The organism is Alterotamlana spongicola (assembly GCF_035818475.1).
Lineage (GTDB): Bacteria > Bacteroidota > Bacteroidia > Flavobacteriales > Flavobacteriaceae > Cognatitamlana.
The window spans coordinates 1008273-1025794 of sequence record NZ_JAYMGV010000001.1; the positions used below are offsets into that span (position 1 = coordinate 1008273).

At 35.1% G+C, this 17522-nt stretch carries 13 protein-coding genes and 1 tRNA gene; 11 read left to right on the plus strand and 3 right to left on the minus strand.

The window, feature by feature from the left end:
- Positions 1-96 precede the first annotated feature (96 nt).
- The 8 genes from VOI54_RS04435 to VOI54_RS04470 all read left to right on the plus strand — a co-directional run bounded on the left by VOI54_RS04435 (position 97) and on the right by VOI54_RS04470 (position 12866).
- Complete coding sequence (locus VOI54_RS04435) at positions 97-3555, plus strand: 1,3-beta-D-glucan phosphorylase, GH149 family (protein WP_326281511.1); 3459 nt, start codon at positions 97-99, stop codon at positions 3553-3555.
- Positions 3556-3564: 9 nt separating this feature from the next.
- Positions 3565-4827: a glycoside hydrolase family 17 protein gene (locus VOI54_RS04440; protein ID WP_442809355.1), complete on the plus strand. Its 1263-nt coding sequence runs from the start codon at positions 3565-3567 to the stop codon at positions 4825-4827.
- 13 nt (positions 4828-4840) lie between these two features.
- The gene (locus VOI54_RS04445) at positions 4841-5851 is read left to right on the plus strand and encodes a glycoside hydrolase family 2 TIM barrel-domain containing protein (RefSeq protein ID WP_326281512.1); all 1011 of its coding nucleotides are present in this window, start codon (positions 4841-4843) and stop codon (positions 5849-5851) included.
- Positions 5852-5888: 37 nt separating this feature from the next.
- On the plus strand, positions 5889-7349 hold the full coding sequence (locus tag VOI54_RS04450; RefSeq protein ID WP_326283137.1) for a glycoside hydrolase family 30 protein: 1461 nt from the start codon (positions 5889-5891) through the stop codon (positions 7347-7349).
- Between the two features lie 27 nt (positions 7350-7376).
- On the plus strand, positions 7377-8939 hold the full coding sequence (locus tag VOI54_RS04455; protein ID WP_326281513.1) for an MFS transporter: 1563 nt from the start codon (positions 7377-7379) through the stop codon (positions 8937-8939).
- A 24-nt stretch (positions 8940-8963) separates the two neighbouring features.
- Positions 8964-9896, plus strand: coding sequence for a glycoside hydrolase family 17 protein (locus tag VOI54_RS04460; protein WP_326281514.1), 933 nt, complete (start codon positions 8964-8966; stop codon positions 9894-9896).
- Between the two features lie 576 nt (positions 9897-10472).
- Positions 10473-12053 carry a T9SS type A sorting domain-containing protein gene (locus VOI54_RS04465; RefSeq protein WP_326281515.1) on the plus strand — a complete coding sequence of 527 codons (1581 nt, stop codon included), beginning with the start codon at positions 10473-10475 and terminating at the stop codon, positions 12051-12053.
- Between the two features lie 132 nt (positions 12054-12185).
- The gene (locus VOI54_RS04470) at positions 12186-12866 is read left to right on the plus strand and encodes a LysE family translocator (RefSeq protein ID WP_326281516.1); all 681 of its coding nucleotides are present in this window, start codon (positions 12186-12188) and stop codon (positions 12864-12866) included.
- 33 nt (positions 12867-12899) lie between these two features.
- On the opposite strand, the gene VOI54_RS04475 is transcribed toward VOI54_RS04470, so the two are convergent.
- The 3 genes from VOI54_RS04475 to VOI54_RS04485 all read right to left on the minus strand — a co-directional run bounded on the left by VOI54_RS04475 (position 12900) and on the right by VOI54_RS04485 (position 13590).
- Positions 12900-12970 (minus strand) — tRNA-Cys (locus VOI54_RS04475).
- 48 nt (positions 12971-13018) lie between these two features.
- Positions 13019-13381, minus strand: a complete 363-nt coding sequence (folB, locus tag VOI54_RS04480) for a dihydroneopterin aldolase (RefSeq protein WP_326281517.1) — start codon at positions 13379-13381, stop codon at positions 13019-13021.
- The gene (locus tag VOI54_RS04485) at positions 13381-13590 is read right to left on the minus strand and encodes a zinc ribbon domain-containing protein (RefSeq protein ID WP_442809356.1); all 210 of its coding nucleotides are present in this window, start codon (positions 13588-13590) and stop codon (positions 13381-13383) included. Before VOI54_RS04485 ends, folB begins: the two co-directional genes overlap by 1 nt.
- 142 nt (positions 13591-13732) lie before the next feature.
- Here VOI54_RS04485 and VOI54_RS04490 point away from each other — a divergent pair, with 142 nt between their 5' ends.
- The 3 genes from VOI54_RS04490 (at position 13733) to VOI54_RS04500 (ending at position 17516) form a co-directional block, all read left to right on the plus strand.
- On the plus strand, positions 13733-15733 hold the full coding sequence (locus tag VOI54_RS04490) for a glutamine--tRNA ligase/YqeY domain fusion protein (RefSeq protein WP_326281519.1): 2001 nt from the start codon (positions 13733-13735) through the stop codon (positions 15731-15733).
- Between the two features lie 78 nt (positions 15734-15811).
- Positions 15812-16294 carry a DUF1761 domain-containing protein gene (locus VOI54_RS04495; protein WP_326281520.1) on the plus strand — a complete coding sequence of 161 codons (483 nt, stop codon included), beginning with the start codon at positions 15812-15814 and terminating at the stop codon, positions 16292-16294.
- Positions 16295-16361: 67 nt separating this feature from the next.
- Positions 16362-17516 carry a GNAT family N-acetyltransferase gene (locus tag VOI54_RS04500; RefSeq protein WP_326281521.1) on the plus strand — a complete coding sequence of 385 codons (1155 nt, stop codon included), beginning with the start codon at positions 16362-16364 and terminating at the stop codon, positions 17514-17516.
- The last annotated feature ends 6 nt before the right edge of the window (positions 17517-17522 follow it).

A 17522-nucleotide genomic window follows, 5' to 3' on the forward strand; every position in this document is an offset into this window, starting at 1 on the left:
TTAGTACAATAGTAGACCATTATAGATGTGTGCCGTATAAAATCTAATACAGTTCCGGCAAAGCATATCTTTTAGGGCTTAATAACAATATATTAAATGAATTCTAACACTATTCAGGTACAAGAAGACAAGCTTTCAAACTGTGGTAAAAGTATTAAGGGTGAATTGGTAACCTTTGATAAGGAAACCTATTATAAGATTTCTAATAGTGATACCATGCGGCCATTTTTTATGAGCATAGTCAGTGATTCTAATCACTGGATGTTTATATCAAGTAATGGCGGTTTAACAGCAGGACGAAAAAATGCCGAATACGCATTGTTCCCATACTATACTGATGATAAAATTACAGAGCTAGCTGATACCACTGGTAGCAAAACTATTTTTCAGGTAAAAATTGATGGTAAAACGCATATTTGGGAACCGTTTTCAATACGGCAAAAAGGGATTTATAAAACAGAAACAAACCTTTATAAAAGTATTTACGGAAATAAGGTCGTGTTTGAAGAAGTTAATCTTGATTTAGGCCTGACATTCAGATATCACTGGAATTCTGGCAATCAATTTGGATTTATAAAAAAGTCAACTTTAATAAACAATACAGATACAAAACTGGACATTACGGTTTTAGATGGTTTACAAAATATTTTACCAAGCAGTGTAACCTCAGATCTGCAAAACAGCAGAAGTAATCTGGTGGATGCTTACAAAAAGAGTGAATTGCAGTCAGACACAGGTTTAGGGGTATATGCTTTAAGTGCTGTAATAGTTGATAAAGCAGAACCTAGCGAAGCATTAAAAGCAAATATTGTTTGGTCCGCAGGGCTTAATAATATAACATATTTAATGTCGTCATTACAGCTTGACCATTTTAGAAGCGGACAAAAGGTTACGGAAGAGGTTGATATAAAAGCAGAAAAAGGTGCCTATTTTATTTCAGCTAATATAGAATTGAATCCACAAACAGAGCAGGACTGGATATTTGTGGCAAACGTAAATCAATCCATATCAGATATTGTTCAGGTTTCAAAAATCATTAGAAACGAAGCGGATTTGTTTAAACTGGTTCAAAAAGATATTGACCAGGGAACAAAAAATTTAATTGATTTAACAGGAGCTTCAGATGGATTACAGCTTACTGCAGATACGCTCACAAATACAAGGCATTTTTCAAATACACTCTTTAACATTATGCGAGGTGGTATTTTTGATGATGGCTATACTATTGAAAAAGATGATTTTGTAAAGTATATAAGTAAAGCTAATAAAGTGTTTTTTAACCAAAAGGAAAAACAACTACAGCATCTACCGGAATCATTTGATCTGAATTATTTAAAAAGCCTTGCCGAAAAGGATATTAATAAAGATTTTCAGCGTTTGTGCTTTGAATACTTACCACTAAAATTTAGCAGAAGGCATGGAGACCCCAGTAGGCCTTGGAATAAATTTTCTATTAATACCAGAAGTGAAGTTGACGGATCTAAAATTTTGGATTATGAAGGCAATTGGCGTGATATTTTCCAAAACTGGGAAGCCTTGGCTCACGCCTATCCTGAGTATATAGAGGGGATGATCCATAAGTTTTTAAATGCAACAACTTTTGAAGGATATAATCCATACCGTGTTACTAAAGATGGTTTTGACTGGGAAATTATTGAGGAAAATGACCCCTGGTCTTATATAGGATATTGGGGAGATCATCAAATTATCTACCTTTTAAAATTCCTGGAATTTATTGAAAATCATTATCCGGGAGCTTTAGAAAAACGATTTGATCAGGATGTATTTGTATATGCTAACATACCCTATAAGATAAAAAGTTATGCGGATACATTAAAGAACCCTAAAGATACTATTGATTTTGATCACAAATTAGATCATGAAATACATCAAAAAAGAACCTTATTAGGAGCCGATGGTGCTTTATTGGAAGATCAGCACTCAAATATCTATAGAGTCAATTTAATTGAAAAATTACTGGCTACAGTATTAGCAAAAGTTTCAAATTTTATTCCTGAAGGTGGTATTTGGCTAAATACGCAGCGACCGGAATGGAATGATGCCAATAATGCCCTGGTAGGTAATGGTGTTTCTATGGTAACCCTGTATTATTTGTATAGGTTCCTGAATTTCTTTGAAAAAATAGTTGAGAAAGCAGAAACTCAAGAAGTTCAAATATCGCAGGAATTGGTTGTATGTTTTAATGGTATAATAGAAACGTTTCAGGCACATACCGGTGTTCTGTCAAAAAGTATATCCGATAAGGACAGAAAAACAATATTGGATGGTTTAGGTAAGGCAGGAAGTGATTACCGGGAGACTATTTATAATAACGGATTTTTAAACAAAAAAGTAGCTTTAAGCCTTGAGGACGTTTCAGATTTTATCAAGATTACAAAGTTATTTTTAGAGCACAGTATTAATGCTAATAAGCGTGATGATAATATGTACCATGCTTATAATTTGATGACTGTTGAGAATGATGAGGAAATATCTATTGCTTATCTCTCAGAAATGCTGGAAGGCCAGGTAGCCGCTTTAAGTTCGGGTTACCTCTCCCCTATCCAGGCCTTGGAATTACTGGATGGATTAAAAAATAGTGCTTTGTTTAGAGAAGACCAGTACAGTTATATACTTTACCCTAACAAGGAACTCCCCAGGTTTGATAAAAAGAACAATATTCCTTCAGATAAAGTGGAACAGTCTACATTGTTCAAACAATTGATATCCAGTGGTAATAGACAAATTATAGAGCAGGATATACTTGGAAACTTTCATTTCAATGGAAATTTTAACAATGCAAAAAGTTTAGAACAGGCATTAGCAGATTTAGATAAAGCATATCAACCTCTGGTAGAACAAGAGCAAAAGCAATTGCTTCAGGTTTTTGAAGATATTTTTGATCATAAATCGTTTACTGGCAGATCAGGAACATTTTTTGGTTATGAAGGCTTAGGTTCAATTTACTGGCACATGGTTTCAAAGCTATTATTGGCAGTTCAGGAAAACGCTTTATTGGCCGTTAAAAACAAAGAAAATGAAGCGGTGATAGGAAAAATATTGGATCATTATTATGAGATCAATGCCGGTATTGGGGTTCATAAATCACCGGAATTGTATGGCGCCTTCCCTACAGATCCATATTCTCATACACCGGAAACAAAAGGAGCACAACAACCGGGAATGACCGGGCAAGTTAAGGAGGATGTATTAAGCAGAATTGGAGAGCTTGGTGTTTTTGTAAAAGCCGGACAAATTGAATTTAATCCACGTTTGTTGCAAAGAAAAGAGTTTTTAAACAACCCGTCTGTTTTTCAGTTTACCAATATTAATAAAGAACAACAGACCATAGAGCTGGAAACTAATTCATTATGTTTTACATATTGCCAGGTTCCAATCATTTATAAGCTTACAGATGAAGAAAGCTTGCAAATCATTTTTAATAATGGCAGGCGTATTATCTCAAAGGAACAGACATTGGATTTGGTAACCTCAAAATCAATATTTGAAAGAAGAGGAGAAGTTAATCAGATTATAGTTTCAAATAAAAAATAGAAGCTTAACATGTTAAAGCTTAAAAAATATATAACACTTTCAATATTAGTCATAATGCTAGGATGTAATGATAAACTAAAAACAGAAAAGCAATTAACGGCAGCCGATATTTTAGGAAACCCTAATTATTTAGCCATGTCTTACGGAGGTTATCGTCAAAAAACCCGTGATGTCCAACCTACTATAAGTCAGTTGAAAGAAGATATGAAGATCTTATCGGCTATGGGAGTTAAAATATTGCGGACCTATAATGTACAATTACAACAGGCACCAAATTTACTTAGGGCTATTAGTGAATTGAAAGCCGAAGACTCAAATTTTGAAATGTATGTGATGCTAGGAGCCTGGATTGATTGTAAAAATGCCTGGACAGATATAGCTCCTGATCATGAAGTGGAAAGCGAACAAAATGCCGGAGAAATTGAAAGAGCAGTAGCCTTAGCGAAACAATATCCGGATATAGTTAAGGTTATAGCCGTTGGCAATGAAGCCATGGTGAATTGGGCAACAAGTTATTTTGTACGTCCTAATGTGATTTTAAAATGGGTAAATCATTTACAGGGGTTGAAGAAAGCAAGCGAACTGTCAAAAGATTTATGGATTACCAGTTCAGATGATTTTTCGTCCTGGGGAGGTGGAGATCCCGGCTATCATACAGAAGGTTTAAATAAACTAATCAAGGCAGTAGATTATATTTCTATGCACACCTACCCTATGCATAACTCTCACTATAATCCTGCCTTTTGGTTAGTGACAGAGCAAGAGGCTGATGCTTCAGATTTAGAAAAAATAGAATCTGCTATGCAACGTGCCTTAACATTTGCCCAAAAGCAATATGATAGTGTGACTAATTATATGAAAAGTCTCGGTTTAAACAAACCTGTACACATTGGAGAAACCGGTTGGGCTACTATTTCAAATGGACATTATGGTTCTAAAGGGTCAAAGGCTGCAGATGAATATAAATCAGGACGCTATTATCAACTTATAAGAGACTGGACCCAGAAAGAAAATATCTCTTGTTTCTATTTTGAAGCCTTTGATGAACAATGGAAAGATGCTAAAAACAGTAAAGGTTCTGAGAATCATTTTGGCTTAATAAACTTAAAAGGAGAAGCAAAATTTGCTATTTGGAATTTAGTAGATCAAGGTGTTTTTAAGGGGTTAACAAGAGACGGTCAGGCAATTACAAAAAGCTATAATGGAGACAAAGGTACTTTAATGAATGACGTGCTGGTTCCCCCGGCTGAATATGTAATAGCACATCACTAATGAAACTCAATTTATGATTTTAAATAAAACGGTCATTTTAATTTTTACAGGACTATTACTTTCCTGTAATCCTTTTAATAAAGCAAATATCGTTAAGGTTTCAGAGCGTAACCTATTAGTAAATGATAGCGCTTATATAATCAAAGGTATATGCTATCATCCTGTAGCTAAAGGAGCGACAGAAAGAGGTTTTGACAGTTTAACACAAGATTTGGAATTAATGAAAGAGGCTGGAATAAACACCATAAGAGTGTATGCCCCCATTGATGACATAGCCGTTTTAGATGAGATAGATAAAGCCGGTATTAAGGTCATTATTGGTTTTGGGTATAATCAAAATGGGGTATTTGATATCAAGTCAGGGTCATTTATTGATTACGTTAACACCTATAAAAACCATCCGGCCATACTCATGTGGGAACTGGGCAACGAGTATAATTATCACCCGCAATGGTTTGAAGGCGATTTAGCTAATTGGTACAAAGCTATGAACCAAGCTGCTTATCAAATACATCAAGTAGACCGTAAACATCCTACTACCACTGCACATGGGGAATTACCAGACGAAATAGCACTTAAATCCTGTCCGGAGATTGATGTTTGGGGTATGAATGTATACCGCTGGGATAGCCCCGGAAATATTTTTGATGAGTGGAAGAAAATAAGCAATAAGCCCATGTACTTATCTGAGGCAGGAGGCGATAGTTATATGACTATAAGTAAAAATGGTTTTGTTCAGGGTATAAACGAAAGTGCCCAGGCCCAGGCTAATGCCAATATTCTCAAAGAGGTTTTTGAAAATCTGGATGTGTGTTCAGGAGTTGCTATGTTTTCTTTTACAGATGGGTGGTGGAAAGCTGGTAACCCGGAGACACAGGATGTTGGAGGATGGGCACCCAATAGTACAGGTGTGCCTTATGATGGTACACCAAATGAAGAATACTGGGGGATAGTGGATATAGACAGAAATAAGAAAGAAACATTTGAAATTATCAAATCTAAGTACAGGCAAATACACAATTAAGATGAATAAAAACAATTACATAGTAATTATTATGATCATGCTTTTACTGGCAGGATGTAATAAAAAGACAGATAATAAAATGAGTTTTGAAGTATTTGAAACATCAGCAAAAGGAAACAAACTTAGTAAGCTAACAGAGTTTCAAAAGACAGATGAAAAGGTGTCTATAACATTGGTTCCGGAACAAACCTTTCAGACCATTATAGGGTTTGGGGGAGCCTTTACAGAATCTTCGGCTTACTTGCTAAACAAGCTTAGTCAAAAAAATAGAGATCGTATTTTAAAGGCTTATTTCGCAAAAGACGGAGCAAGATATTCATTAACAAGAACCCATATGAACTCTTGTGATTTTTCTTTAACCAATTATTCTTATACACCTATTGAAGATGATAAGGATTTAGAACATTTTAGTATTGAAGAAGATATGGATAATCTTATTCCGATGATTAAGGATGCCATGACCATATCCGAAGATGGGTTCAAAATATTTGCTTCTCCCTGGACAGCAGCGCCCTGGATGAAAGATAATAATGATTGGGTTGGCGGGAAACTGCTTCCAAAATACTATGATACCTGGGCTCTGTTCTTTTCAAAATATGTAGATGCTTATAAAGCTGAAGGTATTGATATTTGGGGGTTTACAGTTGAAAATGAACCGCATGGTAATGGAAATAATTGGGAGAGCATGCATTTTACCCCAAAAGAAATGACCGATTTTGTAGAATTTCATTTGGGGCCAAAACTGGAGGCCGATGGAAAAGGAGACAAGATCATTTTAGGGTATGACCAGAATAGAGGGGGTTTAGAAGAATGGGTTGATGAAATGTACAGGGATGAAGCGTCTTCAAAATATTTTGATGGAACAGCTATTCACTGGTATGAAAGCACCTATGATTATTTTCCTGAAGCACTACAGTATGCCCATAATAAAGCACCGGATAAATATTTAATAGAAACAGAAGGTTGTATAGATGCTGAGATACCAAGGTGGCAGGATGATGACTGGTATTGGAGAAAAGAAGCAACAGATTGGGGATGGGACTGGGCACCGGAAGAAGACAAGCATTTGCACCCAAAATACTCGCCGGTATTCAGGTATGCCAGAGACATCATAGGTTGCTTAAATAACTGGGTTGATGGCTGGGTAGATTGGAATATGGTATTGGATAAACAAGGTGGCCCTAACTGGTTTGAAAACTGGTGCGTGGCACCTGTAATAGTTGATCCGGAAGCCGATGAGGTTTACTTTACTCCGTTGTACTATACCATGGCGCATTTTAGTAAATATATAAGACCCGAAGCTAAGATAATTGGTGTTGAAAACTCAGATGATAAGCTTATGGTAACCGCAGCTCAAAATCCCGATGGGAGTATTATAGCTGTAGTATTTAACGAAACAGAAACGCCTAAATCTATTACCCTTTCATTAAACACTAAAACTATGGATTTTGCTATTGATGCCAAAGCTATCCAAACTATAATTGTTCCTAAAAACTAATTTGTTAACGAGCTAAACTAATAAGATATGCCAAACATAAAAACCGCCGCAAGAGATAGAGTACCATTAGGCCAGAAAGCAGCTTTTGGAGCAGGTCATTTTGTCCTTAATTTATTACCAGGTGCCCTAGGATTTTTTATGTTTTTCTTATTGACTGCTTTTGGAATGGATCCACTTTATGCAGGGCTACTGGGAGCATTGCCAAGACTTTTTGATGCACTTTCAGATCCAATAATGGGCTTTATTTCAGATAATACTAAGTCAAAATGGGGGCGTAGAAGACCGTATATTTTTATTGGCGCTATTTTGAGTGGGATATTATTTGCCTTATCATGGCAGATGAATCCAGAGAATTCACAAATGTATAATTTCTGGTATTTCCTCATTTTATCCATACTGTTTTTGGCTGGAAATACCATGTATGCCACACCATTAGTAGGTTTAGGCTATGAAATGACATCGGATTATAATGAGCGAACCCGCTTAATGGCATTTTCAAATACTATGGGGCAAATAGCCTGGATGATTGTGCCTTGGTTTTGGGTGATAATTGCCGATCCACAAGTATATGAATCTCAAGCTGTAGGCGTTAGGCATTTATCAATTATTGTAGGTTCAATTTGTATTGTTTTAGGCATACTACCCGCTATTTTCTGTAGAGGAATTGATTCTGCCAATATGGAAAACAGAAAAGAAATAACTTTTAAGACTTTGGCATCCAATCTAAAGGATTTATGGTATGGCATTGTTCAAGTGTCTAAAAATAGACCGTTCACAAAGTTATGTGGAGCAACATTTTTGGTGTTTAATGGCTTTCAAATGGTAGCCGCTTTTAGTGTTTATATCATTGTGTTCTATATGTATAATGGGAGCTATGCTAATGCAGGCACATGGCCGGCATGGTTTTCTACTATTACAGCAGTAACAACTGCTTTTTTAGTTATTCCTATCATTTCTAAGATGGCTAATAAATGGGGAAAACGTAAAGCGTTTATTATTTCTACAGTCATATCTATAATAGGCTATATCCTTAAATGGTGGGGATTTGATAATGAATTAAATAAGAGTTTTAACAACACCGGTTTCGGACAATCATTAAATGAAGGTGTAAATGTTGTATTTGAGTTTTTAAATCCACTATTGGAAAGCTTAGGAATGTCTTGGTTTAGTATAGATACAAGTCAAGGGTCGCCTTGGTTAATCTTTATGCCAATACCATTTATTGCCTTTGGTTTAGGAGGTCTGTTTACATTAATGATGAGTATGACTGCCGATGTTTGCGACCTGGATGAATTAGAAAACGGAATGCCACGTAAAGAAGGGACCTTTGGTGCCATTTATTGGTGGATGGTGAAGATTGGGCAGTCTATAGCATTGTTTTTAGGAGGGTTGGTCCTTAAATTGGTAGGATTTATTTCTGATGCTGAAACACAAACTGCAGAGACTATGCATAGTTTAAGAATTGCAGATATATTAATTCCTTCTATCACAGCTGGAATTGCTATTTGGGTTATGTGGAAGTATAGTTTAAGTGAATCCAGAGCACGCGAGATAAAAAGACTATTAGTAGAACGAAGAGGAGAATTATAATAGTAATTAATAAAAAGAAATATTATGTCATACAGAAAAGAAAAGTTTATGGCATTATCAGGAGGGCATCTTGATAACAAAACAACAAAGGGATTAGCAAATCTATTTAATAGAGTGCTTAAAAATGGAATGCATGGCTTATGCTTTAGTCCATATGAGGAAGGTCAGGCGCCCGGTGACCAGATTACTGAAGCTCAGATTCGACGTAGAATGAAGATCATCAGACCTTATACTAAGTGGATACGGTCTTTTTCTTGTACAGACGGTAATGAGATGATTCCTTTAATAGCCAAAGAATATGGTATTAAAACACTGGTTGGAGCCTGGTTAGGTGATGATCCAGAAATAAATAAAAAAGAAATAGCCGGACTTATAAAATTAGCTAAAGACGGTTATGTTGACATTGCTGCCGTTGGAAATGAAGTGATGTATAGAGGTGATCTAACAGAAGAAGAACTTCTGGATTTTATGCATCAGGTAAAAGAAGCTATTCCTGATATTCCAATGGGCTATGTAGATGCCTATTATGAGTTTAATGACCGCCCAAAAATAACAGAAGCCTGTGATGTCATTTTAGCAAACTGTTACCCCTATTGGGAAGGGTGCTCTTTAGAGTATTCATTGATTTATATGAAGGACATGTTTAATCAGGCTGTTAAAGCCGCTAATGGCAAAAAGGTCATAATAACAGAAACAGGTTGGCCAAGTCAGGGAGAAGGGTTAAATGGTGCTTTACCATCCTATGAAAACGCTATCAAATATTTTATTAATACCCAACAGTGGTCCGGAGAAGATGATATTAAGGTATTCTACTTCTCTTCATTTGATGAATCGTGGAAAGTTGGAGCCGAAGGAGATGTAGGAGCTTATTGGGGTTTATGGGATAAAAATGAAAAGCTTAAGTTTTATAGTAGCAATAACCCTTTAAGGTTTAAAAGCAGAAAGCTTTTTGTGTAGCAGCTGAAAAGGTATAAAATACTGCTTAATCATAAGTAAGTATTGCAAGTTTAAAAAAGGTCCAAATTCTTATTATTTATAAGGGTTTGGGCTTTTTGTGTTAAAGACAGACCTAAAACTTAGCACGATCAAAGTCATTTTATAAATCAAGCTTACAACTATCACCTAACCATGATGTAAATAATTGGCTTTTAAAACAAAGGTTTTAATTGAGTTATTCGGTTTCAAATTGTCCTAATTAATTACTATTCAAACAGGTATAAGCATTAATTATTTTAAGCCTGGTATGAAATTAACATAATGCTCAATAAATCAATGCAATACAAAGGTTTTATACACCACAACATTACCACAACATTATATATTTAGATGAGATGTTAGAGATATCAAAACGAACGCTTAGACTCATAAATCATCAATAAACACAAGGGGTTTTTATAAAATTGACAACAGAATGTAATTTTTATTGCGATGTATGTTTTTTGTAGGGGTTAAGAATAAGGATTTATCGGTATTTCATAATAAGTTTGAAAGACAACTAAATTCGAAAACGGCATTTAATTAAAACTTCTTATTATGAAAAAAATTACGTTATTACTTTTTTTACTTACAGCATATTTAGGATATGCGCAGCCAACTACAGACCCTACAACACCACCGGTACGTGATGCAGGAGATGTTATCTCAATATTTTGTGGAGAATATACAGGTGTTGCAGGATCAGATTATAATCCTAATTGGAGCCAGAGTGGTTTTGGAACTGCAAATACAGCTTATGATACAGGTTCAGGTAACTTAGTTCTGGCTTATCCCAATTTTAATTATCAGGGTGTTCAGTATGGAAGTACTCAAAATATTGCAGCCATGGAGTTTTTGCATGTAGATATTTATATTGGTGGATCATTCAATCCAAATGTTTATGTTATTAGTTCGGGAGCAGAAATTGCACATCCAATTACAAATACAGGGGCAAATACGTGGATAAGTGTAGATATCGCTGTTTCTGGAATTACAGGAGATACTTCAAGTGCGATACAATTTAAATTTGATGGCGGTAATGGTACTACCGATGCAATCTATGTAGACAATTTATATTTTTGGAAAACGCCTGCAGATCCGGCAAAGGATGCGACACTTAGTGACTTAAAAGTAGCCGGTACTACAATTCAAGGGTTTGGATCAGGAACAACATCTTATACGTATGAGTTAACCAATGGAACCACAACGGCTCCTTCAATTTCTGCTACCACAACAAATGCCGGAGCATCAGCAGTAATTACACAGGCTCCTGGCGTACCTGGAAGTGCAACGGTTGAGGTGACTTCACAAGATGCTTCAACAATGGAAACCTATACGGTATCATTTGTTGCAACTTTACCAGGCTCGGCTCCAAACCCGTCAACACCTAATGGAGAAGTTTTAAGCATTTATGGAGATACAGGAGGGTTTACTAATATATGGACACCAGATTATTCATTTGGAGCATATGAAAAAGAAATAGACCTTGGATCGGGTTCTGTAAATAATGCCATTAAAATGGACTTTTCTAATCAAGGTTATGGTCAGGGTACTAATAGTCCAGTTGATATTTCAGCTTATAACTGGGTGCATTTTGATTACTATGCTCCAAATCTTGCCGCTGGAGTTAATGGACATGAAGTGAAATTTATACTTATAGGTGATGGGCAAGGAGAAAAGGATTATGTGCTAAAGACTGATGTGTCAGGAGATGGGGTACTTACCTTTGATGCTTGGCAAAGTGTTGATATCCCGCTATCTCATTTTACAGCTCTGGGACTAACAAAAGATAAGTATTTACAGTATAAACTTGGAACGACCTCAGATCTAAACACCACAATTGTATATTTTGACAACATTTATTTTTCAGTTAATCAGGGAACATTAGGATTAGATGATAGAAAAATTGAGAGTTTTAGCACTTACCCCAACCCTACTCAGAGTATTTGGACTGTTAAAACTCAAAATATTAAAATTGAGACTATTAGTCTATTTGATATATTAGGTAAGCGTGTATTATCAATGACCCCTAATACTAACACCGTACAAATTGATGGATCAAACTTAATATCAGGTTTGTATTTTGCTCAAGTAAAAACAGAATCAGGTATCAGTAGTATAAAACTGATTAAGAAATAGGTTAGTTTATTTAGTTATAGGTTTGTAAGGAGTGGGGTTTTTAATCCCACTCTTTTTTGCATTAAAATCTGGCTATTAAGCAAGTAAATTGGTTAAAATATTTCTTTACTTTGTGTAAAGCTTCACTAGTTTATGATTGATGATATTTTAACAGCCATTCCTTTTGGGATTATATTGGCCTTTACTATCGGCCCTGTATTTTTTGTGCTTTTGGAAACGAGCGCTACAAAAGGGTTTAGAAGCGCTTTAATATTTGATCTGGGCGTTATTTTTGCTGATATTATTTTTATTGTCATAGCATTTTACAGTACCAATAACTTAAGAGGAAAGATTGGTAATGATCCAAATTTTTTAATATTTGGAGGCGTATTATTGATTGTTTATGGGGTTATTTCTTTTATAAAAACTTCAAAATCATTTAGAGCTATAGTGAAAGAATACCATAAAGTAGAAATACAAAAAGATTATGGGAAGCTTTTTATTAAAGGATTTTTGCTCAATTTTATAAATATTGGCGTTTTACTGGGGTGGTTGGGTTTTATAGTTTTAGGAGACTCTTTAACAACATCAGAAAATGGTGATATTATTTTTATTGCTGCGATGTTATCATCCTATTTTATTTCAGACGTATTTAAAATATTAATAGCAAAAAGACTAAAGGCAAAATTAACTCCAAGATTGATCTTTAAGACCAAAAAAATTATTGCAATGGTCATATTAGGTTTTGGGGTATTATTACTCGTTCAAGGTTTATTTCCAGATACTTATGAGAAGAACAGGGAGAAACTGGAACAAATAAGTCCGATAAAATAAAAAAGCTTTCAGAAATAAACTGAAAGCTTTTTGAGGCGTCGAGCGGATTCGAACCGCTGTAGAAGGTTTTGCAGACCTCTGCCTAGCCACTCGGCCACGACGCCATTTATGCTGCAAATGTAAAAAAAAAAGTCAGTTTACTTACAATAAAATTATTTTTTACGCCTATCAGTCATTTTTATGGTGACCATTTCCACATCACCCCCAATAGGCGGGTTTAATTTGCTCACCCAAACCGTAGCTTTTTTAACCAATTTATCTTCTTTAAATATGCGGTTTAGTATGCGTCTTGCTACAGTTTCTAGCAATGCAGAAGGAATACTCATTTCTTCTTTAATGATATTGTTTAAGAACACATAGTCGACAGTATCGTTAAGACTATCAGTTTTAGCCGAAGTTTGTAAATCTGCTTTAACTTCCAAATCTACTCGATAATCACTACCAATTTTGGTTTCTTCTTTTAAACAGCCGTGATGTGCAAATACACGAATGTTTTCTACTTTTATTATTCCCATTAGTTTGTAAAAAAATCAAAAATATTACTTAAAGCGCTGGTTTTAGCTTTGTAAAACTCTGTATAGGTACAGCGGTTACAGGTCACAGCAGAAAATTTTTGATTTTGAATATCAAAAATTTTTGAAAAGGTTCCTCCCGTGGCACGCATTTGTCCTAAGGTATAAGAGGTGTTATTGCATTTTGGGCATGTATAATTCAGGTTTTCCATAGTCATAGTCCATTAAGTGTAATAGTGTTTAAAATATTAGTATAATGAAATATATGTTTGTTACGCTTATTAGATATAATTGGGCTAAAATAACTTGAATTTCCGTAATTTTGACCCTTATTTAGTTGAAATATATCAGAACATGTCTGAAGAAAGAAGATCACTCAATTTTATTGAGCAAATTATAGAAGAGGATTTAACAAATGGAATGCCCAAAGACGACTTACGTTTTCGTTTTCCACCGGAACCAAACGGATATTTGCATATAGGGCATACAAAGGCTATTGGGATTAGCTTTGGTTTGGGAGAATATTACAATGCTCCTGTAAATCTTAGATTTGATGATACTAATCCTGCAAAAGAAGAGCAAGAGTATGTGGATGCCATTAAAAAAGATGTAGCCTGGTTAGGGTATCAATGGGATAAGGCGTTATTTTCTTCAGATTATTTTCAGCAGCTATATGACTGGGCTATTCTTTTAATCAAAGAAGGAAAAGCCTATGTAGATTCGCAATCAAGTGAGGCTATGGCTGAGCAAAAGGGAACTCCAACACAACCTGGGGTTAGTGGGCCATACAGAGATAGGAGTGTCGCTGAAAATTTAGACTTGTTTGAGCGCATGAAAAATGGTGAGTTTAATGAAGGAGAACACATTTTGCGTGCAAAAATAGATATGCAGCACCCCAATATGTTGATGCGTGACCCTATTATGTACCGCATTTTAAAAAAGCATCACCATAGAACGGCTAATGATTGGTGTATATACCCCATGTACGATTGGACTCATGGTGAAAGTGATTATATTGAACAAATATCACATTCGCTATGTTCGCTTGAATTTAAGCCCCACAGAGAGCTTTATGATTGGTTTTTAGACCAAGTTGTTGATGCAAGTCAGTTAAGGCCTAAACAACGGGAATTTGCACGTTTAAACTTAAGCTATACCATAATGAGTAAGCGCAAGCTGCTTAAACTGGTAGAAGATGGTATTGTAAGTGGATGGGATGACCCAAGGATGCCTACCATATCAGGATTAAGACGTAGAGGATATACGCCTGAATCCATAAGGAAGTTTGTAGAAACCGTTGGTGTTGCAAAGCGTGAAAATGTTATTGATGTTTCGCTTTTAGAATTTTGTATACGTGAAGATCTAAATAAAACAGCGCCACGTGTTATGGCTGTTTTAGATCCTGTTAAATTAGTGATTACCAACTATCCGGAGGATAAAGTAGAATGGCTGGAAGCTGAGAACAATCAGGAAGATGAAAAAGCAGGGTTTAGAAAAATACCGTTTTCTCGTGAGCTATATATTGAAAGAGAAGATTTTAAAGAAGAAGCAGGGAATAAATTTTTTAGATTGAAATTGGGTGGGGAAGTACGGCTTAAAAATGCTTATATCATAAAAGCCGAAAGTGTAGTAAAGGATGATGCAGGCCGTATTTTGGAAATCCGTTGTACATACTCTGAAGACACAACCAGAAGAGTAAAAGGTACTTTGCATTGGGTATCTATAGAGCATGCGATAAAAGCTGAGGTTAGAGAGTATGACAGATTGTTTAATGACGAGGCTCCTGATAGCCATCAGGATAAAGGCTTTATGGAATTTATTAATCCGAATTCTTTAAAAACAATTCAGGCGTTTGTTGAACCCGGTTTAAAAACCGCCAAATCCGGTGATAGGTTTCAATTCCAGCGTATCGGTTATTTTAATGTTGATGATGATTCGTCTTCAGAAAAACTGGTGTTTAATAAAACGGTAGGTTTACGTGATTCTTGGGCAAAAGCTAAACCAAAACAACCACAACAAGTAAACCAAAACCAAGCTCAAAAGCAGCAAAAACCTCAACGTAAAGCCATTGATGTTATTCAGCAATTGGGAAAAAAATATACTAATCTTCCTGAAGCAAAACAGCAAAAGGTTAGGGCTGAAATTTTGGAGTTGGCTAAAAATGTAAACTATGAAGAGTTAGAGCCACTGTTTAATACCGCAGTTAAGAAGGTGGGAACCCGTATTGCTGTGACCTTGGTTTTGAGTGTTTTATTAAAAAGCAGGCAGTCTAAAAATGATGAAATCAATGCTTTTATCTCTAAAGCTATTGATGATAAAAATGAGTTATTAGTGACTGAGGCTAAATTATTATAGAACCATCAGGTTTTTAAAAAGAACACAACCTATGATATTTTTGGTTATATTTAAGTTCTAACTAAAAATATAATAATCATGGAAATGAATTTTTTAGCAATTGTGGTTGCGGCTGTTTCTGCACTTGTTGTCGGGTTTATTTGGTATAACCCAAAAGTATTTGGAAATGCTTGGATGCAAGCAGCAGACATGACTGAAGACAAAATGAAAGGCGCTAATATGGCAAAAATCTTTATTTTGGCTTTTATTTTCGCAATTTTATTAGCCATGTCTATTATGCCAATGGTAATTCATCAAATGGGAGCATTTAGTTTAACGGGTGGAGATGTGGCAAATGCGCTTCCTTCTTATGAAGCATTTATGAATGATTATCAAGATGCATTTAGAACCTATAAACATGGCGCATTTCATGGTGTATTGGCGGGAGTTTTTATTGCACTTCCTATTTTAGGAACTAATGCGTTATTTGAGCGAAAAAGTGCTAAATATATTCTTATTAATAGCGGATATTGGATTGTAACAATGGGTATAATGGGCGCTATTATTTGCGGATGGAAATAATAATTTTGTAAATTTTTAACATATATAAAGGCTGAGAATTGTAATTTTCAGCCTTTTCTATTTTCTATTGAAAACATATCAAATTTATTATTCTAGTGATGCACTCCCAAAATCATGGGATTATATTGTACAACATGATATTTTTCTACAATCAAAATATTTAAATGCCTTACAGGAAGGGGCGCCGTCTAATATTGAGCTTTTTTATATAGGGGTATTTGAAAATGATAATCTTGTTGGTGTTGCAATAGTTCAACGTGTCAGGTTATATTTAAAAGACATGTTTAGAAAAACCCAGGTGTCATGTTTGAAAGAGTTTTTACAGAATTTAGTTTCAAAGGTTTTAAAAGGAAATATACTAGTAGTTGGTAATTTGACACATACCGGCCAGCATGGCCTTTATTTTGATGAAAAAAGAATATCTTATACAGCATACTTAAATCAGGTTTTTAGTGCCATAAATGAGCTTAAAAAGGATATTAAAAGCAGGCAGGGCAAAACCATTCGATTGATATTGGTCAAAGATTTCTTTGAACAGGATACGAAGTACAATCATAAATTAAATTTTGATAAGCAGGATTTACATAAAATTGTAGTACAGCCCAATATGATCATGGAGGTACGCTCCAATTGGTTAAGTACGGATAATTATATTTCAGATTTAACCAAAAAATACAGGAGCCGCTACAAAAGAGCCCAAAAAAAATTGGGCACAATACGATGTGAAGAACTGGATACACCTGCTGTTAAAGCTTATGAACATAAACTACACAAGCTCTATTTAAACGTTTCCAATAACGCTAAGTTTAATACGTTTATTTTACCTGAAAATCATTTCTTTATAATGAAGCAAAAACTAGGTGAAGACTTTAAGGTTTTTGGCTATTTTTTAGAGGATATTCTGGTTGGCTTCTATACTTTAATTTTAAATAGAAAACAATTAGAAACGTATTTTCTAGGGTATGATAAAGCACATCAATATGTTAACCAGTTATACTTAAATATGCTTTATGATATGCTTAAGTTTGGTGTGGATTATCAATTTGCATCAATTGTCTATGCTAGAACAGCTATGGCTATTAAGAGTTCAGTAGGAGCAAAGCCAAAACCTATGGTGATGTATATGAAGCATACCAATAGCTTTTGGAATAGACTTTTAAAGCTTGTGTTTAGGTTTATGAACCCTAAACAGAACTGGGAGGAGAGACACCCTTTTAAATAAAAAAAC

Excerpts from the sequence above, each read along its gene's own strand:
- VOI54_RS04435 (WP_326281511.1), top strand. The coding sequence starts at position 97 with ATGAATTCTAACACTATTCAGGTACAAGAAGACAAGCTTTCAAACTGT.
- VOI54_RS04440 (WP_442809355.1), top strand. The coding sequence starts at position 3,565 with ATGTTAAAGCTTAAAAAATATATAACACTTTCAATATTAGTCATAATG.
- VOI54_RS04445 (WP_326281512.1), top strand. The coding sequence starts at position 4,841 with ATGATTTTAAATAAAACGGTCATTTTAATTTTTACAGGACTATTACTT.
- VOI54_RS04450 (WP_326283137.1), top strand. The coding sequence starts at position 5,889 with ATGCTTTTACTGGCAGGATGTAATAAAAAGACAGATAATAAAATGAGT.
- VOI54_RS04455 (WP_326281513.1), top strand. The coding sequence starts at position 7,377 with ATGCCAAACATAAAAACCGCCGCAAGAGATAGAGTACCATTAGGCCAG.
- VOI54_RS04460 (WP_326281514.1), top strand. The coding sequence starts at position 8,964 with ATGTCATACAGAAAAGAAAAGTTTATGGCATTATCAGGAGGGCATCTT.
- VOI54_RS04465 (WP_326281515.1), top strand. The coding sequence starts at position 10,473 with ATGAAAAAAATTACGTTATTACTTTTTTTACTTACAGCATATTTAGGA.
- VOI54_RS04470 (WP_326281516.1), top strand. The coding sequence starts at position 12,186 with ATGATTGATGATATTTTAACAGCCATTCCTTTTGGGATTATATTGGCC.
- folB (WP_326281517.1), bottom strand. The coding sequence starts at position 13,381 with ATGGGAATAATAAAAGTAGAAAACATTCGTGTATTTGCACATCACGGC.
- VOI54_RS04485 (WP_442809356.1), bottom strand. The coding sequence starts at position 13,590 with ATGGAAAACCTGAATTATACATGCCCAAAATGCAATAACACCTCTTAT.
- VOI54_RS04490 (WP_326281519.1), top strand. The coding sequence starts at position 13,733 with ATGTCTGAAGAAAGAAGATCACTCAATTTTATTGAGCAAATTATAGAA.
- VOI54_RS04495 (WP_326281520.1), top strand. The coding sequence starts at position 15,812 with ATGGAAATGAATTTTTTAGCAATTGTGGTTGCGGCTGTTTCTGCACTT.